The sequence below is a fragment of the Mesorhizobium sp. M1169 genome (assembly GCF_040318345.1).
Taxonomy (GTDB): domain Bacteria; phylum Pseudomonadota; class Alphaproteobacteria; order Rhizobiales; family Rhizobiaceae; genus Mesorhizobium.
In genome coordinates this window covers 141,215-163,824 of sequence record NZ_JAMYME010000008.1, presented here as the reverse complement: position 1 = coordinate 163,824, position 22,610 = coordinate 141,215, and the positions used below count along the sequence as shown (strand labels likewise).

Here is a 22,610-nt window from a genome sequence, read left to right as displayed (position 1 = left end):
GCGGCTCGGCCGCCTTTTTTGACCCTCTCCTGCCCGTCAGAAAGTCAGGCTTTTGCTGTATGCATTGGTGAAGGTGACCTCGCCATGATCTCCGGCGGCGTCGCCCAGCACCACATCCATGCTGTTTCCCGTCACCCGCGCCAACGCAAAGCCGCCCATGAAGGCGGCCTTCGGCTTGAACAAGTCGACCCCGTCACGGTGGTAGATCATCGGCGTCGCGTGCTGGTGGCCATGGAAGATGCCGACGACGTTGTAACCCTTCAGCACAGCCAGCAGCGCCTGCCTGTCGGCTTCGCTCCACCAGTGGGGCGGACCCTTGCCGCCGTCGTCGAAGGTTTTCTCGGCGGCGTCCCATCTTTCGATCGAAAAAGTATCCCAGCCATAATGCTGGAACAGGATGACCGGGCGGCCGTCGCCGGCATAAGTCGCCAGGTCCTGCTTCAGCCATGGCAGGCTGCTGACGGCGCCGTGGCCGGTATCGCCGGCGAAACGGTGCGTCTGTACAAGATGCAGGCCGCCCCAATCCCATGAATAGCAATCGGTCGCGACATCGTAGTCGGTCGCCGGCGCAGGCGGCTTGAAGAACACGCCGGGGCGGTGGTTGACCTCGACGTAGTCGCGCATTTCGCGGCGGTACCAGTCGACATGCGAGCGCGGGCCGTTCTGGTCGAGGTCGTGGTTGCCGAGGCCGACATAGACCGGCATGTGCACGCGGTCGGGGCCGACGCCTTGCTGGTAGCGCTGGCTGAACTGAAGCAGTTGCGTGCCCTCGCTGGGCTGGGTGATCTGGCCGCCGCCATCATCGGTGATGTCGCCGCCAACGACGAGGCCGAGCGGCGTGCCGATTTTGCCCGTCGAGCGCAGGGCGGTGGCAACGCCATCGATTTCAGCCGGCCATTGCCTGTCGCCGACGCCGTTGAGTGCGGCGACGTTGCGCAGCAAGGCAGCGTCGGTCTTGCCCTCCTGCTCGCAATGCGGGCTCAATCCGTTCGCCGTGCGGCAGGCATGGACATCAGCGATAAACAAGAAGGTGGCGTCGATCGGCGGGATACGCTGGCCGGTCTGGCCGAAGGCCGGGCGCGAAACAGCGCCGGCCGCGGCAACGGCCGCTGCCTTCATCAGGAACCTGCGCCGGGAAACCGGCCGGGCGGAAATACGATGCATCATGCGCTAAAATTCAGCACGACGCGGACCGGCAGTCCAGTTGCTCGCAAAGTGTGTCGACACGTTCTCTCAGGTCTGGCATTGCTTTCGGCATTCAACTTGCGCGGGCAGAGGAGGACGCCGTGAAAGCTACATCCATCGGCATGACAATGGCGATTCTGGCGGTGACGAGCGCAGCGCATGGCGCCGGGTGCATCGACGCCAAATCGGCCAAGGCCGGCTTCATTCTCGAAAGGCCCGGCATCCACAGCGAATTTCGTCCGGCGGCGGGCGGAATGGTGGCGGTTGCCAACAAATACCAGTCGCAATCGCCGCAGTCGCAGTACCTGTTCGGCGGGCTGATCGAAGTTGTTCGCGACAGCAGCACGGGGCAGCTGGCGATGATCCCGTTTTCCGATCTCAGGAAGGTGTTCCCGCTGAAGGCGGGTGCCAAGAGCAAGATCGTATTTGCCCGTCTCGCACCGAACAAGCCGCCGAAGGGCACCGAAACGCTGGAGATCAACGTCAAGGGCAAGGAGACGTTCAGCCTGGGTGATTGCAAATACTCCGTACTCGCGGTCAAGCAGACGATCAGGAGCGAGGCCGGCGAGACGCGGGACGAGTTCACCGCGCTTTACGCACCCGACCTGCAGGCAGTTGTGGCCAGGCGCTATGACGAGGGCACTAGCGCCGAAAGCGTGGTAGGCTACGAGCTGATCAAGCCGCTGCCGAATTAAGAGCTCGGCCTCCCGCCTCGGTCGCGATATCAGCGACTGCGGCCTTTGTCCTGCCAGCGTTAAAGCGCTCTGTGCAGTATCCTGCGACGTCGCCTCGTGACTCCCTGTTCCAATGCCATCAGGCAATCGCGCAACACGCTTGCGTCCTGCGCGGTCTTGGCCATCGACATCGCGCCGGAATAGGTGGCGACAGCCAGCGCCGCGAAGCGCTGCGGATCGATGCCCTGCTCCCGGCCCGCCTGCTGGTCGGCCCTGATCTTGTCGACGATCGCCTGACGCCAGGCCGAAAAAATGCTGGCAAGGGCAATGCGGAAATCCGGATCGGCAAGCGACAGTTCATGCGCCAGGTTGTTGAGCGGGCAGCCGCGCACGAAACCCTGCCGCTCCAGCTCCGCCGCGACGGCCGCGAACACGGAGCGCACGCCCTCGCGCGCTGAGGGAGCCATCCGCACCGGCGCGATCCATGTCTCTTCGACCGCGGCGGCGACCCGCTCCTCGATCACTGCGAGCGCCAGCGCCTTCTTGGTCGCGAAATGGTGGTGCAGCGCGCCGCCGGTGACGCCCGCCGTCGCCATCAGGTCGCCCATGCTGGACGCATGATAGCCGCGTGCCTGAAACGCCTCCTCGGCGACATCGAGCACCTTTTTGCGCATGCCTTCGGGGTCGTTGGTGCGTTTTTGAGCACGCGAACTTGGGCGAGCGGATATCTCTGCTGACATCTTCACACGATAGCAGATTGACAAAACAGGACAACCGGTCTGTTTTGTAAAACAGGATGACTGTCCTGTTTTGGAGATCGCGCAATGAACCTGCCTTTGAACGTCGAATCTAAATCCGAAATGCTCGCCTCGCCCGTTGTCGAACTCAGGCAATACACGCTGAAGCCTGGCAGGCGCGAGACGCTGATCGGCATCTTCGACAATCACCTGATCGAGGGCCAGGAAACCGCGGGGATGACCATCATCGGCCAGTTCCGCGATCTCGACCGGCCGGATATGTTCGTCTGGCTGCGCGGCTTCGGCGGTATGGAAGCGCGGAAAAACGCTCTGACCGCCTTCTATGACGGGCCGGTCTGGGCCGCCTGGCGCGACGCCGCCAACGCCACGATGATTGATTCTGACGACGTGCTGCTGCTGAAGCCGGCTTGGCCAAGCGCCGGCCTAGACCTCTCGGGATTGCAACGATTACCCCAGGCGGATCTCGAAAAACCGAGCGCAAGCAGCGATTTGCAGGCAATTGTTGTCATCAGGATTCATCATTTGCAACCGGGCCTGGAAGCCCGTTTCGCCAACGACTTCCATACCGCGGCCCTTCCGGTGCTCGCCGCATTTGGCGCGTCGCCGCTCGCCGCCTTCGTTACCGAACATGCCGAGAACAGCTTTCCGCGGCTGCCGGTGCGGGCCGGCGAAAACGTCTTCATCAGCATCACCGGTTTCGCCAGCGCCGATGCACATGCCCGCCGCGAGGCAGCCTTGGCCGCATCCCCGGAGTGGCAAGTGTTCGAGCAGAGCGTCCAGTCACGTATGGCCAAGCCGACTGAGACTTTGGTGCTATCGCCAACCTCACAATCGCTGCTTGGGCGGTGAGACGAGGCGAAGTTTCATACGCTGGGATAGGCAGGCGACTTGACCCGGAGTGCAGGCAGCGCTGCTCTGGGGTTCATGCCGCCGGCGGAAGACGGCAATGCGCGGGAGTGTTGGATGAGACTAGGCGGCAAACGGGCACTGGTCACCGGCGGCTCGGACGGGATCGGGCTGGCAATCGCCGAGGCTTTCTTGCGCGAAGGCGCGGACGTGCTGATCGTCGGCCGCGACGACAAAAAACTCAACGCCGCCCGCAAGCAGCTCGGGGATAATGTCGACACGCTGTCGGCCGATTTGTCGGCCGTTGCCGGCATCGATGCCGTGGTCGAGCATGCCAGGCGCGGCCCACCTGTCGATATCCTCGTCAACAATGCCGGCGTAGCGTTCCTTGTGCCGTTCGAGACCGTCAGCGAGGACCAGTTCCAGCAGTCATTCGCGCTCAACGTCACGGCGGTATTCTTTCTCACCCAACGGCTGTTGCCGCATCTCGCGCCGGGTGCGGCTTCGGTGATCAACATCTCGTCCTATTTCGCGCACAAGATGATCCCGAAGCGGCCGTCCAGCCTCTATTCGCTGTCGAAGGGCGCGCTCAATTCGCTGACCAAGTCGCTCGCCTTCGAGCTCGGGCCGCGCGGCATAAGGGTCAACGCGATCGCGCCCGGCACGGTCGACACAGCGATGCGGCGCAGGTCGATCGAAAACCTGCCTGAGGCCGCGCAAGCCGAGCTCAAGGCCTATGTCGAGCGCAGCTATCCGCTCGGCCGCATCGGCCGGACCAGCGACCTTGCCGGCATCGCGGTCTATCTCGCCAGCGACGAAGCGGCATGGACCAGCGGCGGAATCTTCGCCGTGGATGGAGGATACACGGCGGGGTAAGGTTGCGATCTCCCCCCTCGAGGGGGAGATGGCCGGCAGGCCAGAGGGGTCGTCTCGCGTGGAACACCAGCCTGTTCCGTCCGCTATGGGAGTTGCGTCAAGACCTGACCGCCCCCTTCTGTCGCCTTCGGCGACATCTCCCCCTCAAGTGGGGAGATTGCCAGCACCTTCAACCGATTTGCATTCCCGTCACCCGCAATCTCCGCTTGAAGGCATTTGTGCAACGCGATACGCCGTTTGCAAATTGCAAACCGGAGAGACTTCGTGAGCGCGCCAGAGACCAGAACCGAAACCGACACGTTCGGTCCCATCGAGGTCGCCGCCGACCGCTATTGGGGCGCGCAGGCGCAGCGTTCGCTTGCCAATTTCAAGATCGGCTGGGAGAAACAGCCGGCGTCGATCGTGCGGGCGCTGGGCATCGTCAAGCGGGCGGCAGCGGAGGCCAATATGGAGCTGAAGCGGCTCGATCCGGCGATCGGCAAGGCCATCATCGAGGCCTCGCAGGAGGTCATCGACGGCAAGCTGAACGAGCATTTCCCGCTGGTCGTCTGGCAGACAGGCTCAGGCACCCAGTCCAACATGAACGCCAATGAGGTGATTTCCAACCGGGCGATCGAGCTTTTGGGCGGCGTCATGGGATCGAAGAAGCCGGTGCATCCCAACGACCACGTCAACATGAGCCAGTCGTCGAACGACACCTATCCGACGGCCATGCACATCGCCTGCGCCGAGCGCATCACTCACGACCTGCTACCGGCGCTAAGACATTTGCATACGGCACTCGAGGCCAAGACCAGGGCTTTCGCCCACATCGTCAAGATCGGCCGCACCCACACCCAGGACGCGACGCCGCTGACGCTTGGCCAGGAATTCTCCGGCTACGCGGCGCAGGTCGCCTCGTCGGTCAAGCGCATCGAAATGACCCTGCCCGGCCTGCAGGAGCTGGCGCAGGGCGGCACCGCGGTCGGCACCGGCCTCAATGCGCCGGTCGGTTTTGCCGAAAAGGTGGCGGCGCGCATCGCCGCGATCACCGGCATCGATTTCGTCACCGCGCCGAACAAGTTCGAGGCGCTGGCCGCCCATGATTCCATGGTCTTCTCGCACGGCGCCATCAATGCCTGCGCGGCGGCGCTGTTCAAGATCGCCAACGACATCCGCCTGCTCGGCTCCGGCCCGCGTTCGGGCCTCGGCGAATTGTCGCTGCCGGAAAACGAACCGGGCTCCTCGATCATGCCAGGCAAGGTCAATCCGACCCAATGCGAGGCGATGACGCAGGTTTGCGTGCAGGTGTTCGGCAACAATGCGGCGATCAGCTTCGCCGGCAGTCAGGGCCATTTCGAGCTCAACGTATACAATCCGCTGATGGCCTATTGTTTCCTGCAATCGGTACAGCTGCTGGCCGACGCTTCCGTGTCGTTCACCGACAATTGCGTCGTCGGCATCGAGGCCCGCGAAGACAACATCAAGGCAGCACTCGACCGTTCGCTGATGCTGGTGACGGCGCTTGCGCCGACGATCGGCTACGACAACGCCGCCAAGATCGCCAAGGCGGCGCACAAGAACGGCACCACGCTGCGCCAGGAAGCGCTGGCCACCGGGCTGGTCAGCGAAGCCGATTATGAGCGGCTGGTGCGGCCGGAGGACATGACGCATCCAGGCTAGGGCGTTGATATGCCTGGATCTCAACACCCATGTTGATCGCGAAAACGTTACCTTGGTGAACAATCCGTAACCAATCTGGCATCTTTGGTGAACAGTCGGCCTGCGCTAACTAGACGGGTATCCCAAGCCGTTTGGCCAAATCCTTCTGGAGAGTTACGCATGTCCACCAACACGTCCGCCAATACTTCGTTTGCCGGTTCCGGCACCGCCGCCGGCGCCTCGGGCACGATCCTGCTCGGCCGCATCCTGCTTTCGGTCATCTTCCTGCTTTCGGGTTTCGGCAAGCTGACGGCGATTGCCGGCACCGCCGGCTATTTCGGCAGCCTTGGCCTGCCGCTGCCGATGGTGACCGCCATTGTCGTCGGCCTTATCGAACTGCTTGGCGGCCTGGCCATCCTCGTCGGCTTCCAGACCCGGATCGTCGGCTGGGTAATGGCGATTTTCACCGTCGCCACCGCGCTGGTCGCCCACACCGGCTGGGCCGATCAGATGCAGATGATCAATTTCATGAAGAACCTCGGCATTGCCGGCGGCTTCCTCGTGCTCGCCTCCTCGGGCCCAGGCGCGTATTCGATCGACGCCAAGCGCGGCTGAAGCAGTCCAGCATTTCCTGAACAAAAGGGGCGCGGAATTTTCCGCGCCCCTTTTTCGTTGTCGTTTGTGCCTGTCGGTCCGCTGACCGGAATTCTGCTAGGATCGGGCTCTTGGCCACCCGGCCGACAACGGAGGTTACCATGCCCCGCAATGCGCTGCTTTTGCTTTCCCGACTGCTGTTCGCCGCACTGTTCGTGCCGTCCGGCTTCCACGCGCTGACCGACATTGCCGGCACGACCGGCTATTTCGCCGGCCTTGGCCTGCCGCTGCCGACGCTGGCTGCCTGGGGCACCGGGCTGTTCGAACTGATCGCCGGGCTGCTCATCCTCGTCGGCTTCAAGACGCCGATCGTGGCGCTGCTGCTCGCCGCCTTTTGCGTCGCGACAGCGTTCATCGGCCACTATGGCCAGGGCGGCGGCGATCCGACGCTGACCTTCATGCATTCGCAGATGCTGATGAAGGACATCGCGATATCAGGCGGTTTTCTGGCGCTGGCGATGGCTGGCGCGGGTGCATGGTCGGCCGACGGCAGAATGCTTGGAGCCCGCGCCTGAGCGCCACCCGCACCTGTCTACTTGGTGTCTAGGAAGACGAAATTTGCGAGGCGACTTATATTGACGGGCACCGACGCAAAACCGCGGAACCCCATCTCCCCCACTCCCACATACAGACAGAGCTGTTTCTTCTTTACCGCCATTGCCACCCACTCGGATCCAAAATCGTTTGGGTCCTTGACGTAATTTCGAAGATTGCTGTCAATGGCGACGTACACATAACCATCTGATTGAATCAGTTCTTGTCTCTTCACGTATGGTAACAGATCGGACCGACCCACGATGGGCTTGATCGACCCGCCGATGGTCTGAGCCTTGTCGGAAAGAGTTCGATCGACCCCTCTCGAACACGGCTCGAGGCGTGAGAATAAATCGCTCTTCGAGAGGGATTTCATGAGCTTGAATATGTCGGCGCTCGGCTTGAACACGAAGTAGTTTATTTTCTCTCTGTTTTTGGGTGCGCGAAGCATTCTATGAAAATTGAATGGCGTTCTGACGCCCGGCTCTTTGGGATAATGTCGATCCAGATCGAACGTCCCCTTGGCCACGACGGACAGGGTGTACAGCGTCTGGGCACTGGCGGCGCCCGCGAAGAGGACGAAGATCGCCGCAACCAACAGCTGAAGAACCTGCCTGGATTTCACGGCGTTTCCCTTCTTTCCTCAACGGTCGCGACGCGACAGCGCGGGCGTCTATTTGACAGACATGCTAGGCCCGCCCTCGACCGCCAGCACCAGCCGGCGATTGGTGACCCTTGCCAGTTGTGCCAGCCGGCCGGCGGGCCGCTCGCCGTAAAGATCGGCCAGTGCTGCCGGCAGCACCAGCGCCAGCACGCCATTGCCGCGGTTTTCCCATTTCAGCCGCGGCATGACGCCGGGCATTGCCGCGCTCAGCAAATAGACGACGCGCAGCAACGCCGCCAAGACGCGGGCGCGCTCGAGATAGCGCGGCGTCGCCAGTCCGCGGATTTCCGGCGCGGCTTCATTGAACACGCCCTCGTGGCGAAACAGGCTGACAAGCGCCAGGAAGGCGCGGCCGGGATGGTCGACGCCGATGAACGAGGCGTGGGCGATGATGTTCAGCGATTGCTTGCCGCGATATTCGGGATGGGCACGCCAGCCGATATCGGCGAGCAGGCAGGCGGCGTGGCGGTAGCGCGCCTCGTCCCTGGTTTCGTCGATGCCGAAGGCAGAGAAGGCCTTGCCGGTCCACTCGACAAGCTCATGCGCGTGGTCGACCGAGCGCGAGCGCAGGCGGGCAAGCTCTTCCGCCGCCGAGATCAGCGGATCGGCTTTCTGCTCGGCCTTGTCGAGCAGCGAATAGAGAAAGCCCTCGCGCACGCCCAGCGCCGACACGATGATCTTCGACGGCTGCATCGCCGCCATGATCTCCTGCAGCACGATGGCGCCATAGGGCAGCAGCGAGCGGCGGTTCTTGGAGATGCCCTCGATGCCTTTGATCTTGTCGATCTCGGCCTTGGCAACCTGCCGGAGGAAGTTCGCGGCGCTTTCGATGCCGATCTCGTAATGGTGCATGACGCCGAGCGGGTAGTTGGTCATTTCCATGTGCAGCCGGGCGAGGTTTCGCCAGGTGCCGCCGACCGTGTAGAACGCCCTGCCCTGCCCGCCCTTCAGCAATTTCGCCCGCGCCAGTTGCTCGCGCGTGATCCTTGCCGCCTGGATCAGCGAGTTCTTCGCCATGTCCTGCAGGCGCAAGCCGCCCAACGGCAGCGTGATGCCGTCACCGATCGTCTCACCGTCAATATCGATCAGCTCGAGGCTGCCGCCGCCAAGGTCGCCGGCAATGCCGTTGGCCGGATGGAAACCGGAAATGACGCCGAGCGCCGAATAATGGGCTTCCTCGCGGCCGCTCAGCACCTGGATCTCGGTCTTGAGCACATCCTCGGCGCGGTGGATGAAGTCGGGGCCGTTGACGGCCTCGCGAGCGGCGGCGGTCGCCAGCACATATATGCGCTCGGCGCCGGCCTGGTCGGAGAGCGCGCGGAAGCGGCGGAACTCTTCCATCGAGCGCGTCACCGCCTCGGGATCGAGCTTTCCGGTCGAAACGATGCCGCGGCCGAGGCCGGCCAGCATCTTTTCGTTGAACAGCAAGGTCGGCGAGCGCGCCAGTCCTTCATAGATGACAAGACGGATCGAGTTCGATCCGATATCGATGATGGACAGCGGTCGGCGGTCCTGAAGCCGGCCCTGGGACGCTGAAATCATCAGCCCGTCGCTGCGTTCTGTTTCTTGCGGCGCTTGAACTGCGCGATGCGCTTGGGCGCATGCGACTTCAACGCATCGCCCCGTCCGGACAGGCTCGGATTGGTCATGAAATATTCCTGCGCGTTGAACGGTTCCTCGCCCTCCTCCAGCACAACGCGCCGGGAGGTTCCGTCAGCCAATACGTCGAAACTTTGCTGGTTGTCCATGATGTTGCCGAGCATGATCTGGCCGAGCACCTGCTCATGCACAGTTGGATTGGTGATCGGCACCATGGTCTCGACGCGGCGGTCGAGATTGCGCGGCATCAGATCGGCCGAGGAGATATAGACGATCGCCCCGTCCGAGGGCAGGCCGTGGCCGTTGCCGAAGCAATAGATGCGGCTGTGCTCGAGGAAACGGCCGACGATCGACTTCACCCTAATGTTCTCCGATAGGCCGGGCACCTGCGGTCTCAGGCAGCAGATGCCGCGCACGACGAGATCGATCTCGACGCCGGCGCGGCTGGCATCGTAGAGCGCATCGATGACGATCGGGTCGACCAAGGCGTTCATCTTCATCCAGATGCGGGCCGGCCTGCCCTCCAGCGCGTGGCTGATCTCATCCGAAATGTGCTGGAGGATGCGGTCGCGCAGCGTAAACGGCGAGATGGCCAGCCGCATCTGCTCGGCCGGCTCGGCATAGCCGGTGATGAAGTTGAACAATTGGGCGACATCGCGCGCGATCGTCGGATCGGTGGTGAAGAAGGACAGGTCGGTGTAGATGCGTGCCGTGACCGGGTGGTAGTTGCCGGTGCCCAGATGCACGTAATTGCGCAGCCTGCCATCCTCGCGCCGCACCACCAGCGACATCTTCGCATGGGTCTTCAGTTCGAGAAAGCCGAAGACGACCTGGACGCCGGCGCGTTCGAGGTCGCGGGCCCAGCGGATGTTGGCCTCCTCGTCGAAGCGCGCCTTGAGCTCGACCAGCGCCGTCACCGACTTGCCGGCCTCGGCGGCGTCGACCAGAGCGCGTACGATCGGGCTGTCGTTGGAGGTGCGGTAGAGCGTCTGCTTGATCGCCACCACTTCCGGGTCGGCCATTGCCTGGCGCAGGAACTGCACCACCACGTCGAAAGATTCGTAAGGATGGTGGACGATGATGTCCTTCTCGCGGATCGCCGCAAAACAATCGCCGCCATGCTCGCGGATGCGCTCGGGAAAGCGCGGATTGTAGGGGGTGAATTTCAGATCGTCGCGGGCGACGGCGACGATCTCCGAGATCTGGCTGAGCGCCAGCGGACCGGTGAGCACGCTGATGCGGCTTGCCGAGACGCCGAGCTCGCCGGCGACGAAATCGCGCAATTCGGCCGGCATCAGCTTGTCGAACTCGATGCGGATGACCGAGCCGCGGCGTCGGCGCTTCAGCGCCGTCTCGAACAGCCGCACCAGATCCTCTGATTCTTCCTCGACCTCGATATCGCTGTCGCGGATGATGCGGAACGTGCCGGAGCCCTTGACCTCATAGCCGGGGAACAGCTTGCCGATATAGAGACTGACCGCCTCTTCGAGTGGAATGAAGCGGACATGATGCTTGCGATCCGGCAAACGGATGAAGCGCCTCAGCGCCACCGGCAGGCGCAGAAGCGCGCTCATTTCCTCGCCGTTCTTGCGATGGCGCAATTGCAGCGCCATCGAGAAACCGAGATTGGGAATGAACGGAAACGGATGCGCCGGGTCGATCGACAGCGGCGTCAGGACCGGAAATACCTGCTCCTGGAAATGGTCCTCGAGCCAGGTCTTCTCGTCCTTGGTCAGCGCATCGCGGGTGATGCTTTCGATGCCTTGTTTGTCGAGCAGCAGCATCAGCGCCGAAAGGCTGTTCTGCTGGTCCTCCTGCAGGCGCTCGACCTCGCGCAGCAATTGTTCGAGCTGCTGCTCGGGAGTGCGCCCATCCGGGCTCTTCAGCACGATGCCTTCGCGCACCTGGCCGGCAAGACCGGCGACGCGGACCATGAAGAACTCGTCGAGGTTGGCGGCCGATATCGACAGGAAGCGAACACGCTCGAGCAGCGGATGGTTGGCGTTCAGCGACTCTTCGAGCACGCGCCGGTTGAATTGCAGCCAGGAAAACTCGCGGTTGACGAAGCGGTCGGGATTGCCGCCTTCGCGGCTCGCCGCCTCGACGGTGATGAATTCGTTCTGCACCGGCTTCAGTTCGTTCATGGTTTCCGCTCTTCCCACACCGTTCGACGACCATAGCCTTAACCGGCTTAACTTATCCTCTGACAGGCTTTTGCGACAGTTTCATTTCATCGATCTTGCAAAGAGACGGGTTATGATCCAGATGCAATCGACAAGATCAGGAGACGACGATGGCAGGCGGTTCCATTCCCCATTTCCAGAACGATGCGGGCTATCCGGCAATCGACATCGGCGTCAAGGAATTCATGTGCACCGGCGCCAATCCGCCTTTCGACCATCCGCATGTATTTCTCGACATGGGCGACGACAATGAAAAGGTCTGCCCCTATTGCTCGACGCTCTATCGCTATTCGCCGAAACTGAAGGCATTGGAAACGCAGCCGCCGGGCTGCCTCTATATCGACCAGGCCGCCTGATTCTTCCGCGACAAGCCTGATGCAGGAAACGCAGTCCCGGCAGGTGGTCATCGCCGGGGCGGGCGTCGCCGGGCTGACCGCGGCACTGGCCTTCGCCGAGCGCGGCTATCGCGTAAAACTGTTCGAACAGGCGCAGCACCTCGAGGCTGCCGGCGCCGGTATCCAGCTTTCGCCCAACGCGACGCGCATCCTACGGCAGCTCGGCGTACTCGATCGGCTGCTGCCGACGTCGGTGCGCCCGGAGGCGGTCGTGCTCAAGGATGCCGCCACGCTGCGCAAGCTGGCGCGCGTACCGCTTGGCCAGGCGGCCGACACGCGCTGGGGAGCGCCCTATCTCGTTGCCCACCGCGCGGATCTGCAGTCAGCGCTGATGCAGCGAGTTTCGGAGCAGCCCGGTATCGATCTGATCGCCGGCGCGCGGGTGACCGACATCGCAGCCGGATCGAAAGGTGTTACCGTCACTGCATCGGCTGATGGCGACACGGTCGAGGCTGGCTGTCTTTTGATCGGCGCCGATGGCGTCTGGTCGTCGGTGCGAGAAACGCTTGCCCGCAACGCAGCCGATTTCCGGAGAAGCCGGTTTTCGGGCGAGCTTGCCTGGCGCGCCACGGTGGCCGCGGACAGCCTTGCCGGACAAGCCTTCAGGGCGATCGGTGCGCCCGATTGCGTTACCGCATTCCTCCATCCAGGCTTCCATATGGTCGCCTATCCGGTCAGCCGTGGCACTGCCTTCAACCTCGCTGCCTTCACCAAGGGCGAGCGCATCGCCGAAGGCTGGTCGGGGTATGCCGACCCCGCCAGCCTCGCCAGCGCCATGCGCGGTGCCGCGCCGGCGCTGGTTCGCCTGGCGAACGAGGCGGCGCCGTGGACGGCATGGCCGATCCACATTGTCGAGCAGCGGCGGTGGACGACGCCGCAAGGCATCGCGCTGATCGGCGATGCGGCGCACGCGATGACGCCGTTTGCCGCACAGGGCGCGGCGATGGCGATCGAGGACGCGGCGACGCTTGCCGGCTTCGTTGCGGCCTCCACAGCCGATCTTGAGGGGGCGCTTGTCGCCTGGGAACAGGCGCGGCGGCCGCGCGTCGCCCAGGTCGCCCGCCGTGGCGCCATCAACCGCCTCGCCTGGCATGCGACCGGGCCGGTGGCGATGGCCCGCAACCTGTTCCTGGCGATGCGCTCACCCGAAAAGCTCGCCGCCGATCTCGACTGGCTCTACGGCTGGCGGACGTAGGACGTTCGGCGGTCCTAAGTCGCCCGGTCAATTGTAAAGCCGCATCGACAGGCCGAGCGATGCCGGCAGCGGGTTCCACCAGCCGGTGCGCAGCCCGGCGATGCGCAGTGCCGCCGCCGCCCAGGTGTTGCAGCCGACCAGCGCGTTGAAACGGCCATTGCCTTCGAAGAAACGATCGAAACGGGAATACGCCGCATTCTCGATCGGCATGGCCCCGTTCGGTCCCTGCCGGAAGCTTCCCGCAATGTAATCGAGCAGCGCCGTAAACCGCTCCTCGCCGATGTCGAAGCCGGCGAGGTCGGGATGCGGCTCGGCGATTTCGCCTGAAATGTCGACATGCATCACCGAGGCATCGACGGTCAGCGCCTTCATCACCGGCACTGCCTTCAGTTCCGACCAGGTCGGCGTCTCGAGATAGAAGGCGCGGCCGCCCCAGCCGAAGACGATGTAGCGGACTTCCGCCATGTCAGCGGGAATGCCGGCATCGACCAGGAAATGGAAGCGCCGGCGCACATCGTCGTCGACCGGGATGGCGATGTCGGTGTGGATCGGATTTTGCAGCACCAGGATACGGTGGCTTGTGCCGATCGGATCGGCAACGGCCGCCGGCCAGAGCGGGCGCGGCAGCAGCGTGCCCAGCGCCACCGCAAGGACTGCTGCAACGACCAGCAGGCCAAGAAAACGGGCAAGCTTCTTCATGGGAAAGGCATAGAACAAGCAATGCTCAAGGTGAAGCCCCTCCGAATGTTGCACAGCTGACTTAGAGCTTGACGCGTATCCTCCCCGGGAGGATATGCTCAAGCATGTCAGATCACCTCCACGCCTCGCATCCTTCCATCATAAAGCGCCTGAAGCGCGCGCAAGGCCACCTTGCGGCGGTGCTGGCGATGATCGAGGCGCATCGCCCTTGCGTTGACCTGGCGCAGCAGCTTCATGCCGTCGAAAGGGCCATCAGCAGCGCCAAGCGCGAGCTGATCAACGATCACATCGAGCATTGCCTGACCGACAGCGTCGAAACCGGCGGCAACTCGCTGGCGGAACTCAAGCAGCTGGCGAAATATCTATGAATGCCATCGTAGCCCGCATTCTGGACTGGCTCGGGTTCGGCTCGCACGCCGCACATCATCACGGCGATCACGGTCCGCACGGTCACAGCCATGGCGTCATCGACGCGACAATTGCCACCACCGACCGGGGCATCTGGGCAATCAAATGGTCGTTCGTGATCCTGGCCATCACCGCGGCATTGCAGATGGTCGTGGTTGCGTTGTCGGGGAGCGTGGCATTGCTGGCCGACACGATCCATAACATCGGCGACGCGACCACGGCGATCCCGCTCTGGATTGCGTTCGTTCTGGCGCGGCGCAAGCCGTCGCGGATCTTCACCTATGGCTTGGGCCGGGTCGAGGATCTGGCCGGCATCATCATCGTGCTCATCATCCTGTTCAGCGCTGTAGTCGCCGCCTACCAAGCCATCGACAGGCTGATCAATCCACAAGTGGTGACACACCTCGGCTGGCTAACGGCGGCGGGCATTGTCGGCTTCCTCGGCAACGAGGCGGTTGCCGTGTTCCGTATCCGCGTCGGCCGCGAAATCAACAGCGCGGCACTGATTGCCGACGGCTACCACGCCCGCACAGATGGACTTACCAGCCTTGCCGTGGTCATCGGAGCCATCGGCGTCTGGTTTGGCTTTTCCTTGGCCGATCCGATCGTCGGCCTGCTGATCACGATTGCGATCTTCGGTATCGTCTGGCAATCGGCCCGCTCGGTGCTGACCCGCATGCTGGATGGAATCGAACCCGGTGTGATAGACGAAATCCGACATGCCGCCGAGCATGTTCCGGGCGCGCGCATTGTCGATGCCAAGGCGCGCTGGATCGGTCATAGATTGCACGCCGACATCGCAATTGCCGCGGACGAAACCCTGCCGCTGTCGGCGGCCAACAAGATCGCCGCAGCGCTGAAGGACGAACTATCCCAGCATATGCCCGCCCTGGCTGAGGCGAATGTGCGGTTTTCAACGGAACGTGGAGAGAACGACCATCCGCATGAGCACACGCATGACCACGGCCACATGCACTGACGCTCGCCGATTTTCTGCTAGTCTCGTCCGATGTTCCAGACGCTCGTCGAATTTCAGCGCACGATCTATCTGACGCTCGGCGAACAGATCAAGCTGCTTGCGGCCGGAGGCAATTGGCTGGCGTTCATGGCCTTCCTGCCGATGGGCGTCCTGTTCGGGGCTGCCCATGCGCTGACGCCGGGGCACAGCAAGGCCGTCCTGGCGACTTATCTTGCCGGTTCGGATGCGAAGGTCTCGCGTGGTCTGCTCGTATCTATCACGCTATCGTTCACGCATGTGACGATTGCCGTTCTGATTGCGGCTCTCTCGCTGCCACTGGTCTCAATAGCATTGGGCAGCGTCGGCCGCGCTCCGCTTCTGGAGCACATCAGTCGCGGGCTGCTCGGCCTCATTGGCATCTGGATGCTCTGGCGCGCTTTGAGCCACAGCCATCACCACAGGCACGAGGGCGAGGCTGTCGGCGTCATGGCGGGCCTGATCCCATGTCCGCTTACGCTTTTCGCGATGACTTTCGCGATGTCCAGGGGTGTTCCGGCAGCGGGCGTCCTGTTTGCCATCACCATGATGGTCGGCGTGGCGCTGACGCTGTCCTGCGTCGCCGTGTTGTCGATCGTGTTTCGGGAACGGCTTGTACAGTTTTTCGCGCGCCAGCCACGGCTGTTCGAAACCATCTCCCGGGCCATCGAGGGCGGCGCCGGTCTCGCCCTTGCCGGCGTCGCTGTCTGGCAGATCACCTCAGCTTGAGAGAAAATTTGGCCCCAGCCACTGCATGGCGTCCGGGCCGGTGCACCGGCTGGAACGAGCCTAGGCGACGCCGGTCATGTCACATCGATCACGACCATCAGCCCGCCGCCGCCCTTCTCCTCGACATTGTTGTTCGTGGTGTGATGCGGGATGTGGCAATGGATCAGCCATTTGCCCGGACGCTGCGCCTTCCAGATCACGTCGTAGCGCTGACCCGGCCCGACGTTGATCGTATCGGCAAGGAAACGACCCGAAGCGGGGACCGTCTCGCCGTCGCGGGCAACGACCTCGAACGGTCCGCCATGGATATGCATCGGATGGATGAAGCCGTTGTTGGTGCCGATGAACCGCACCTTGAGCGCCTCGCCGACCTTCATCGGGATCGTCTCGGTCGAGGGATAGGCCTTGCCGTTGATGGTGAAGAAATTCGGCATGCCGCCGTCCATCGGCATCGACGGGTAGGTCAGCCCTTCCCGCACCAGCCATTCCTGAAGCTGGATGACGTAATCATGGTCGGCCGCGACCTCGTCGGCAGGATTGGCGGGATCGATGATCAGCGCACCGTAGAGGCCAAGCGCCTGGGTCCGGTCCGGCTTGGCATGGGGATGATAGAAATAGCTTCCGTGCTGGGTCGCGGTGAATTCGTATGAATAGGATTGCCCGGGCTCGATCGGCGCCTGCGTGATTTCGGCCGGCCCATCCATCTGGTTCGGCAAGATCAAGCCATGCCAATGCACTGTCGTTTCCTCAGGCAGGCCGTTGGTGACGTTGATCCTGACCCGATCGCCCTGGCGAATGTGAATTCGCGGACCGGGAATCTGGCCGTTATAGGCATAGGCGTCGACCGCGACGTCCGGCAGGATCTGCCAGCGGACCACTGAAGGCCTGAGCTCGAACACCTTGATGCCGTTCTCCATCCGAAACGGCAGTTCCTGGTCGCCCCTTGCCGTCAGGCCATAAGAGGCGGCCACGAGGCGTGGATCGGTAGCGGCCATGTCACGCATCGTATCGGCCGGCGTGTCGCGATCCATGATCATGCCTTGCGGCATGATCACCCCGCCGACGTCGCGTGCCGACAGCGTCAGGTTCAGCCAGTTCGCCGGCGCGACCATGCCGATGGCGAGCGCCAGCAGGGAGACGGCACCCAGGGCAGCGACCTGCGGCGTCGTGGCATCCGTCTCCATGTGATGGCCGCCGCCTTTGCCTTTGTGGGAAACCATATCGTGGTGCTGCCCGCGATGGCCGCTGGCGTCGGCCTGCTGCATTTGTATCTGCGCATGTTGCCTCGTGGCAGGCTGCTCCCGGACATCGATGCCGGCTGCCTGCGCACGCTGCGTCATCAGCCCATGCTTCAGCCCCCGGGCGACCAGCCAGACATTGGCCGGATAGGCAAGCGCAAAACCGGCGATGACGCCGATCGACATCACGCCCCAGAACAGCAGCTCCGTCGGTTCCATCGCGCGCATGTCGCGGCCCATCATCAGGAAGCTCATGACCGGCGCCATGCCGGCCATCATGAAGTTCATGGAGATAAACTCGGGCAGGAAGCTCTTGCGGACGTTCTCCCAATAGGTGCCGCCCATCATCGATTTCATGAACAGCGACTGGAAGATGAACAGGCCGAAGGCAAAGCCGGCGAGATATTCGACGATCAGGTCGATCCACATCGGCAGGCCGAGCGCCGCCGTGACGGCGGCGGCAAGAATGATGCCGGTGGCATCGCCGGCGACGCAGTGGATGGTGGAGCCGACGCCCTGCTTCCAGAGCGGCCGGGTGAAGAGTTCATGCTCGCCCGGCCGGGGCTCCTTGTCGGCGAGCACGTAGAGCAGCAAGCCGAGCGGACCCATATAGAGGGTGACCAGGATGAAGCCCCATTTCATCACCACCGGCTCGGGATTGTTGCGATATTGGTCGAAGCCGACGTAAAGCGTCGAAGCCAGCGCCAGCGCGAACCAGACGACGAGGAAATAATCGATCGGTTGGATGAGCATCAGGATGAACCCGTGACCTGCCGCCGCACGCGCCCACGCGGCTCGTTATACAACTCCCAATGGCAATGAACGCAGCCGGCGCGCTTATGATCCGTGCCGGCCTTAGTTACCAGGTTGCAATGTGACCACTCGAACGGCCTGAAGCACGCTTGCTATTTTATCGCGCAGCGCACGGTCAGCGCTCGTCGAATACGCGCGAAGCCAGCAAGACACAGAGGCGTGATCCGCCGGTCTTGTCCCGAACCGGCGTACAGATCAGTGCAGGATCTGCGACAGGAACAGCTTCGTGCGCTCATGGCGCGGGTGGTCGAAGAACTCGGCCGGCGTGTTCTGCTCGACGATCTGGCCTTGGTCCATGAAGATCACCCGGTTGGCGACTTTGCGCGCAAAGCCCATTTCGTGGGTGACGCAGAGCATGGTCATGCCCTCCTCGGCCAGCCCGACCATCGTCTCCAGCACTTCCTTGATCATTTCCGGATCGAGAGCCGAGGTCGGCTCGTCGAACAGCATGATGCGCGGATTCATGCACAGCGAGCGGGCGATCGCCACGCGCTGTTGCTGGCCGCCGGAAAGCTGGCCGGGATATTTGTTGGCCTGTTCCGGGATCTTGACGCGCTTGAGGAAATGCATGGCGATTTCCTCGGCCTGTTTCCGCGGCATCTTGCGCACCCAGATCGGCGCCAGCGTGCAATTCTCCAGAATGGTCAGATGCGGGAACAGGTTGAAGTGCTGGAACACCATGCCGACCTCGCGACGCACCTCGTCGATCTTCTTCAGATCGTTGGTCAGTTCCTTGCCGTCGACTATGATCTTGCCCTTCTGGTGTTCCTCCAGCCGGTTGATGCAGCGGATCATCGTCGATTTGCCGGAGCCCGACGGGCCGCAGATGACGATCCGCTCGCCGCGCATCACCTTTAGATTGATGTCCTTCAGCACATGGAATTCGCCGTACCATTTGTGCATGGCGATGATGTCGATGGCGACATCGGTGGTGGAAATGTGCATCTTGGCGGCATTGACCTTGATCTCTTCCGCGCTGACGGCGTTTTCTATGGCCATGACAAGGTCCCCTTTTTAGCGTTTGTGGCCGGTGTCGAGACGGCGTTCCGTGTACATTGAATAGCGCGACATGCCGAAGCAGAACAGCCAGAAGATGAACGCCGCGAACACCAGGCCGGATCTGGCCGTCTGCGGCGTCGCCCAATTGGCGTCGGAGAAGTTCTGCTTGACGATGCCGAGGAGGTCGAACATGGAGATGACGATGACCAGGCTGGTGTCCTTGAACATGCCGATGAAGGTGTTGACGATGCCGGGAATGACCAGCTTCAGCGCCTGCGGCATGACGACCAGGCCCATCTTCTGCCAGTAGCTGAGGCCGAGCGAATCGGCGCCCTCATACTGGCCTTTGGGGATCGCCTGCAGGCCGCCACGCACCACTTCGGCCATGTAGGCGGCGGCAAACAGCGACACGCCGATCAGCGCGCGCAGGAACTTGTCGAAGCTGACGCCGGCCGGCAGGAACAGGGGCAGCATCACGCTGGCAAAGAACAGCACCGTAATCAGCGGGATGCCGCGTACCGTCTCGATGAAGATCACGCACAGCAGCTTGACTATCGGCATGTTCGAGCGCCGGCCAAGCGCCAGCACGATGCCGATCGGCAGCGACACGGCAATGCCGACGAACGACAGGCTGAGCGTCACCAGCAGTCCACCCCAACGCGAAGTCTCGACATGCGGCAGGCCGAACATGCCGCCGACCAGCAGAACGAAGGCGACGACCGGCAGTACAAAAAAGAGAAGAATGGCATTCAGCCCCTTGCGCGGTATGCGCGGAATGAGCAACGGCACCAGCAGTGCCACGAACAGGATGGCCACCACGATCGGCCGCCAACGCTCCTCGATAGGATAGGTGCCGAACATGAACTGGCCGAACTTGGCGTTGACGAATGCCCAGCAAGCACCGGTCCAGCCATCCGGCTGGATGCCGCCTTGCGCCACGGTGGCGCAGACCGAGCGGTCCGGTCCAGTCCACTGGGCGTTGATGAAGGCCCAATTGATGATTTGGGGCAGGATCACAGCGACCAGCGCAATGCCAACGATGGTGAGAATGGTGTCGCCCGTGGTGGCAATCAGGTTCTTGCGGATCCAGGCGGTGAGGCCACGCTCGCTCGACGGCGCCGGTTGGGCCAGCGCCATCTCAGTCCGCACCCAGGACATGTCGTGTTCCTGCATGGCCCTACCTCTCCACCAGCGCCATCCTGGCATTGACGACGTTCATGATCGCCGACGTGATCAGGCTGAGCGCGAGATAGACAGCCATCATGATCACCACGCCTTCAACCGCCTGCCCGGTCTGGTTCAAGACAGTGCCGGCAGTCGCCGTCAGGTCCGGATAGCCGATGGCGATGGCGAGTGAAGAGTTCTTGGTCAAGTTCAGATACTGGCTGGTCAGCGGCGGAATAACGATGCGCATCGCCTGCGGCACGACGACAAGCCTGAGGATCGATCCCGAGCGCAGCCCGAGTGCCGCGGCCGCCTCGGTCTGGCCCGTGCTGACGCCCCTGATGCCGGCGCGCACGATCTCGGCGATGAAGGCGGCCGTATAGCAGGACAACGCCAGATAGAGTGACAGGAACTCCGGTCTGACCTGAAAGCCACCGACCAGGTTGAAAGTCGATTGTTTCGGGAATTCGAAGGTCAGAGGAAAGCCGCTCAGCGCGTAGGCCAGCAGCGGCAGGCCGACGATCAACGCTATGGATGTCCACAGCACCGGGAACGGCTGACCCGTCGCCATCTGCCGCTGCCGCGCCTTGCGGGCGACGAACCAGGCCATGGCAAGGGCGAGGAGCAGGGCGACCAGGATCAGCCAGGAGCCCTCGCCCCAGACAGCGCGCGGAAAATAGAAGCCGCGCTGGTTGAGAAAGGAGCCGAACGGCAAATTAATGCTCTCGCGCGGCGGCGGCAGCACGGCGAGCACGCCGGAATACCAGAAGAAGATGACCAGCAGCGGCGGGATGTTGCGGAAGACCTCGACATAGACCGTGCAGATCTTCCTGATCAGCCAGTTGCGCGAAAGCCGGCCGATGCCGACGATGAAACCGATAATGGTCGCGGTGATGATGCCGACGACGGCAACGATCACGGTGTTGATGAAGCCAACCAGGATGGCTCGGAAATAGGTCGAATCCGACGAATATGCGATCGCGCTTTCGCTGATGTCGAAGCCGGCGCGGCCCCTGAGGAAGCCAAAGCCGGAAGCGATGTGCAAGCGCGTCAGATTGACGATGACGTTGTGGGTAACCCACCAGACCCCCGCTACCAGCAGGACGAGGACCAGCGCTTGAAAGAATATTCCGCGGACACGAGGATCATTGATGAAGGAACCGCGGCTTGGCTCCTCGCGAAGAACTTCCTGCGATGCCATTCGACAGTCCCCTGGAAAGAGAGACCGGAAGGCAGACGATCTGCCTTCCGGATCCATTTTCGATCAGCGGATCGGCGGAGCGTACTGCAGGCCACCCTTGGTCCACAGCGCGTTGATGCCGCGCGCGATCTTCAGCGGGCTGCCCGAGCCGACATTACGCTCGAACATCTCGCCGTAATTGCCGACGGCCTTGACGATGTTGACGACCCAGTCGTTAGAGACGCCGAGATCGGTGCCGATCTTGGTGTCGGCTTCCTGGCCGAGCACGCGCTTGATCTCTGGACTGTCCGAGTTCTTCATCTCGTCGACATTGGCCTTGGTGATGCCGAGTTCCTCGGCGTCGAGCAACGCGAAATAGGTCCACTTGACGATGTGGTACCATTGGTCGTCGCCCTGGCGTACGGCCGGCCCAAGCGGTTCCTTGGAGATGATCTCGGGCAACACGACGTGGTCGGCCGGCGCACCGAGCGTCAGGCGGATGCCATAGAGGCCCGACTGGTCGGTGGTGTATACGTCGCAGCGGCCGGCGTCATAGGCGGCGTTAACCTCTTCCAGCTTTTCGAAGACGACAGGATTGTACTCCATCTTGTTCGACTTGAAATAGTCGGCAAGGTTGAGCTCGGTCGTGGTGCCGCTCTGCACGCAGACCGCCGCGCCCGAAAGCTGCAGCGCCGAGTTCACGCCCGGTAGCTTCTTGGCGTTGATCATGAAGCCCTGGCCGTCGTAATAAGTCGTGCCGATGAAGTTCAGGCCGAGTGCGGTGTCGCGATTGATGGTCCAGGTGGTATTGCGCGACAGGATGTCGATCTCGCCCGACTGCAGAGCGGTAAACCGCTCCTTGGCGCTGAGCGGCGTAAACTTCACCTTGGTGCCATCGCCGAACACGGCGGCTGCCACAGCGCGACAGAAGTCCGCGTCGATGCCTTGCCACTCACCCTTGTCGTCCGGCGCCGAGAAGCCGGCCAGACCGGTCGAGACGCCGCATTGGATGAAGCCCTTCGCTTTGACATCGTCGAGCGTGGCCGCCGAAGCCGCCGAAGCCGCGAATCCAAACGCGGCGGCGCCCAAAACGCCGATTGCAATGTGTTTCATGACCCACAGACCCTTTTCTGTTTTTTCCAGGCGAACCTGACTTTTTCCCGTGTGAACGCAGCTATGTAT

At 62.6% G+C, this 22,610-nt stretch carries 22 protein-coding genes; 11 read left to right on the top strand and 11 right to left on the bottom strand.

The genetic code is table 11. The features are described from left to right. Positions 1-36: 36 nt before the first annotated feature. Entirely contained in the window at positions 37-1,167 is a 1,131-nt protein-coding gene (locus tag NKH41_RS11370) for a metallophosphoesterase (RefSeq protein WP_352771804.1), read from the bottom strand. A 119-nt stretch (positions 1,168-1,286) separates the two neighbouring features. Here NKH41_RS11370 and NKH41_RS11365 point away from each other — a divergent pair, with 119 nt between their 5' ends. After that, the gene (locus tag NKH41_RS11365; protein WP_352771802.1) at positions 1,287-1,880 is read left to right on the top strand and encodes a hypothetical protein; all 594 of its coding nucleotides are present in this window, start codon (positions 1,287-1,289) and stop codon (positions 1,878-1,880) included. Between the two features lie 59 nt (positions 1,881-1,939). Here NKH41_RS11365 and NKH41_RS11360 read toward each other — a convergent pair whose 3' ends face one another. After that, the gene (locus NKH41_RS11360) at positions 1,940-2,533 is read right to left on the bottom strand and encodes a TetR/AcrR family transcriptional regulator (protein WP_352684937.1); all 594 of its coding nucleotides are present in this window, start codon (positions 2,531-2,533) and stop codon (positions 1,940-1,942) included. A 150-nt stretch (positions 2,534-2,683) separates the two neighbouring features. Between NKH41_RS11360 and NKH41_RS11355 the strand changes: the two genes are divergently transcribed. The 5 genes from NKH41_RS11355 (at position 2,684) to NKH41_RS11335 (ending at position 7,149) form a co-directional block, all read left to right on the top strand. Further along, the gene (locus tag NKH41_RS11355) at positions 2,684-3,466 is read left to right on the top strand and encodes an NIPSNAP family protein (RefSeq protein ID WP_352771800.1); all 783 of its coding nucleotides are present in this window, start codon (positions 2,684-2,686) and stop codon (positions 3,464-3,466) included. A gap of 114 nt (positions 3,467-3,580) precedes the next feature. Next, positions 3,581-4,339 carry an SDR family NAD(P)-dependent oxidoreductase gene (locus NKH41_RS11350; RefSeq protein ID WP_352780016.1) on the top strand — a complete coding sequence of 253 codons (759 nt, stop codon included), beginning with the start codon at positions 3,581-3,583 and terminating at the stop codon, positions 4,337-4,339. Positions 4,340-4,603: 264 nt separating this feature from the next. After that, positions 4,604-6,001, top strand: coding sequence for a class II fumarate hydratase (gene fumC / locus NKH41_RS11345; protein WP_352588580.1), 1,398 nt, complete (start codon positions 4,604-4,606; stop codon positions 5,999-6,001). A 159-nt stretch (positions 6,002-6,160) separates the two neighbouring features. Continuing rightward, positions 6,161-6,595 carry a DoxX family protein gene (locus NKH41_RS11340; protein WP_352501902.1) on the top strand — a complete coding sequence of 145 codons (435 nt, stop codon included), beginning with the start codon at positions 6,161-6,163 and terminating at the stop codon, positions 6,593-6,595. Between the two features lie 140 nt (positions 6,596-6,735). Then, positions 6,736-7,149, top strand: a complete 414-nt coding sequence (locus NKH41_RS11335) for a DoxX family protein (RefSeq protein WP_352771177.1) — start codon at positions 6,736-6,738, stop codon at positions 7,147-7,149. 17 nt (positions 7,150-7,166) lie between these two features. On the opposite strand, the gene NKH41_RS11330 is transcribed toward NKH41_RS11335, so the two are convergent. Genes NKH41_RS11330 through NKH41_RS11320 form a run of 3 tightly spaced genes read right to left on the bottom strand, consistent with a single transcriptional unit; the run spans position 7,167 to position 11,575 of the window. Further along, positions 7,167-7,793 (bottom strand): hypothetical protein, encoded by a 627-nt coding sequence (locus NKH41_RS11330; protein WP_352771175.1) that lies wholly within the window; start codon positions 7,791-7,793, stop codon positions 7,167-7,169. 48 nt (positions 7,794-7,841) lie between these two features. After that, entirely contained in the window at positions 7,842-9,374 is a 1,533-nt protein-coding gene (ppx, locus tag NKH41_RS11325; RefSeq protein ID WP_352771795.1) for an exopolyphosphatase, read from the bottom strand. Beyond that, positions 9,374-11,575 carry an RNA degradosome polyphosphate kinase gene (locus NKH41_RS11320; RefSeq protein ID WP_352771793.1) on the bottom strand — a complete coding sequence of 734 codons (2,202 nt, stop codon included), beginning with the start codon at positions 11,573-11,575 and terminating at the stop codon, positions 9,374-9,376. The genes ppx and NKH41_RS11320 overlap by 1 nt, the downstream gene beginning before the upstream one ends. 149 nt (positions 11,576-11,724) lie before the next feature. Between NKH41_RS11320 and NKH41_RS11315 the strand changes: the two genes are divergently transcribed. Both NKH41_RS11315 and NKH41_RS11310 read left to right on the top strand, forming a co-directional pair. Further along, complete coding sequence (locus tag NKH41_RS11315; RefSeq protein ID WP_254820632.1) at positions 11,725-11,970, top strand: zinc-finger domain-containing protein; 246 nt, start codon at positions 11,725-11,727, stop codon at positions 11,968-11,970. 19 nt (positions 11,971-11,989) lie between these two features. Further along, on the top strand, positions 11,990-13,204 hold the full coding sequence (locus NKH41_RS11310; RefSeq protein WP_352771791.1) for an FAD-dependent monooxygenase: 1,215 nt from the start codon (positions 11,990-11,992) through the stop codon (positions 13,202-13,204). A 27-nt stretch (positions 13,205-13,231) separates the two neighbouring features. On the opposite strand, the gene NKH41_RS11305 is transcribed toward NKH41_RS11310, so the two are convergent. Continuing rightward, entirely contained in the window at positions 13,232-13,903 is a 672-nt protein-coding gene (locus tag NKH41_RS11305) for a TIGR02117 family protein (protein WP_352771789.1), read from the bottom strand. Positions 13,904-14,007: 104 nt separating this feature from the next. Here NKH41_RS11305 and NKH41_RS11300 point away from each other — a divergent pair, with 104 nt between their 5' ends. Genes NKH41_RS11300 through NKH41_RS11290 form a run of 3 tightly spaced genes read left to right on the top strand, consistent with a single transcriptional unit; the run spans position 14,008 to position 16,034 of the window. After that, the gene (locus tag NKH41_RS11300) at positions 14,008-14,271 is read left to right on the top strand and encodes a metal-sensing transcriptional repressor (protein ID WP_023719742.1); all 264 of its coding nucleotides are present in this window, start codon (positions 14,008-14,010) and stop codon (positions 14,269-14,271) included. Beyond that, positions 14,268-15,290, top strand: a complete 1,023-nt coding sequence (locus NKH41_RS11295; RefSeq protein ID WP_502900217.1) for a cation diffusion facilitator family transporter — start codon at positions 14,268-14,270, stop codon at positions 15,288-15,290. The genes NKH41_RS11300 and NKH41_RS11295 overlap by 4 nt, the downstream gene beginning before the upstream one ends. Positions 15,291-15,320: 30 nt before the next feature. Further along, on the top strand, positions 15,321-16,034 hold the full coding sequence (locus NKH41_RS11290; RefSeq protein ID WP_352771787.1) for a nickel/cobalt transporter: 714 nt from the start codon (positions 15,321-15,323) through the stop codon (positions 16,032-16,034). A gap of 74 nt (positions 16,035-16,108) precedes the next feature. On the opposite strand, the gene NKH41_RS11285 is transcribed toward NKH41_RS11290, so the two are convergent. The 5 genes from NKH41_RS11285 to NKH41_RS11265 all read right to left on the bottom strand — a co-directional run bounded on the left by NKH41_RS11285 (position 16,109) and on the right by NKH41_RS11265 (position 22,541). Then, positions 16,109-18,025, bottom strand: a complete 1,917-nt coding sequence (locus tag NKH41_RS11285) for a multicopper oxidase domain-containing protein (RefSeq protein WP_352771785.1) — start codon at positions 18,023-18,025, stop codon at positions 16,109-16,111. 255 nt (positions 18,026-18,280) lie between these two features. Next, positions 18,281-19,030 carry an amino acid ABC transporter ATP-binding protein gene (locus NKH41_RS11280; RefSeq protein ID WP_031212005.1) on the bottom strand — a complete coding sequence of 250 codons (750 nt, stop codon included), beginning with the start codon at positions 19,028-19,030 and terminating at the stop codon, positions 18,281-18,283. Positions 19,031-19,099: 69 nt separating this feature from the next. Next, on the bottom strand, positions 19,100-20,257 hold the full coding sequence (locus NKH41_RS11275) for an amino acid ABC transporter permease (protein WP_352771783.1): 1,158 nt from the start codon (positions 20,255-20,257) through the stop codon (positions 19,100-19,102). A gap of 4 nt (positions 20,258-20,261) precedes the next feature. Further along, entirely contained in the window at positions 20,262-21,449 is a 1,188-nt protein-coding gene (locus tag NKH41_RS11270) for an amino acid ABC transporter permease (protein WP_352472636.1), read from the bottom strand. Between the two features lie 63 nt (positions 21,450-21,512). After that, entirely contained in the window at positions 21,513-22,541 is a 1,029-nt protein-coding gene (locus NKH41_RS11265) for an amino acid ABC transporter substrate-binding protein (protein WP_254820740.1), read from the bottom strand. Between the last annotated feature and the right edge of the window lie 69 nt (positions 22,542-22,610).

What these genes read in the sequence shown, in the direction of transcription:
- NKH41_RS11370 (WP_352771804.1), bottom strand. Translation starts at nt 1,167, where the DNA reads ATGATGCATCGTATTTCCGCCCGGCCGGTTTCCCGGCGCAGGTTCCTG.
- NKH41_RS11360 (WP_352684937.1), bottom strand. Translation starts at nt 2,533, where the DNA reads ATGCGCAAAAAGGTGCTCGATGTCGCCGAGGAGGCGTTTCAGGCACGC.
- NKH41_RS11355 (WP_352771800.1), top strand. Translation starts at nt 2,684, where the DNA reads ATGAACCTGCCTTTGAACGTCGAATCTAAATCCGAAATGCTCGCCTCG.
- NKH41_RS11350 (WP_352780016.1), top strand. Translation starts at nt 3,581, where the DNA reads ATGAGACTAGGCGGCAAACGGGCACTGGTCACCGGCGGCTCGGACGGG.
- NKH41_RS11340 (WP_352501902.1), top strand. Translation starts at nt 6,161, where the DNA reads ATGTCCACCAACACGTCCGCCAATACTTCGTTTGCCGGTTCCGGCACC.
- NKH41_RS11335 (WP_352771177.1), top strand. Translation starts at nt 6,736, where the DNA reads ATGCCCCGCAATGCGCTGCTTTTGCTTTCCCGACTGCTGTTCGCCGCA.
- ppx (WP_352771795.1), bottom strand. Translation starts at nt 9,374, where the DNA reads ATGATTTCAGCGTCCCAGGGCCGGCTTCAGGACCGCCGACCGCTGTCC.
- NKH41_RS11320 (WP_352771793.1), bottom strand. Translation starts at nt 11,575, where the DNA reads ATGAACGAACTGAAGCCGGTGCAGAACGAATTCATCACCGTCGAGGCG.
- NKH41_RS11315 (WP_254820632.1), top strand. Translation starts at nt 11,725, where the DNA reads ATGGCAGGCGGTTCCATTCCCCATTTCCAGAACGATGCGGGCTATCCG.
- NKH41_RS11310 (WP_352771791.1), top strand. Translation starts at nt 11,990, where the DNA reads ATGCAGGAAACGCAGTCCCGGCAGGTGGTCATCGCCGGGGCGGGCGTC.
- NKH41_RS11305 (WP_352771789.1), bottom strand. Translation starts at nt 13,903, where the DNA reads ATGAAGAAGCTTGCCCGTTTTCTTGGCCTGCTGGTCGTTGCAGCAGTC.
- NKH41_RS11300 (WP_023719742.1), top strand. Translation starts at nt 14,008, where the DNA reads ATGTCAGATCACCTCCACGCCTCGCATCCTTCCATCATAAAGCGCCTG.
- NKH41_RS11295 (WP_502900217.1), top strand. Translation starts at nt 14,268, where the DNA reads ATGAATGCCATCGTAGCCCGCATTCTGGACTGGCTCGGGTTCGGCTCG.
- NKH41_RS11290 (WP_352771787.1), top strand. Translation starts at nt 15,321, where the DNA reads ATGTTCCAGACGCTCGTCGAATTTCAGCGCACGATCTATCTGACGCTC.
- NKH41_RS11285 (WP_352771785.1), bottom strand. Translation starts at nt 18,025, where the DNA reads ATGCTCATCCAACCGATCGATTATTTCCTCGTCGTCTGGTTCGCGCTG.
- NKH41_RS11280 (WP_031212005.1), bottom strand. Translation starts at nt 19,030, where the DNA reads ATGCACATTTCCACCACCGATGTCGCCATCGACATCATCGCCATGCAC.
- NKH41_RS11275 (WP_352771783.1), bottom strand. Translation starts at nt 20,257, where the DNA reads ATGCAGGAACACGACATGTCCTGGGTGCGGACTGAGATGGCGCTGGCC.
- NKH41_RS11270 (WP_352472636.1), bottom strand. Translation starts at nt 21,449, where the DNA reads ATGGCATCGCAGGAAGTTCTTCGCGAGGAGCCAAGCCGCGGTTCCTTC.
- NKH41_RS11265 (WP_254820740.1), bottom strand. Translation starts at nt 22,541, where the DNA reads ATGAAACACATTGCAATCGGCGTTTTGGGCGCCGCCGCGTTTGGATTC.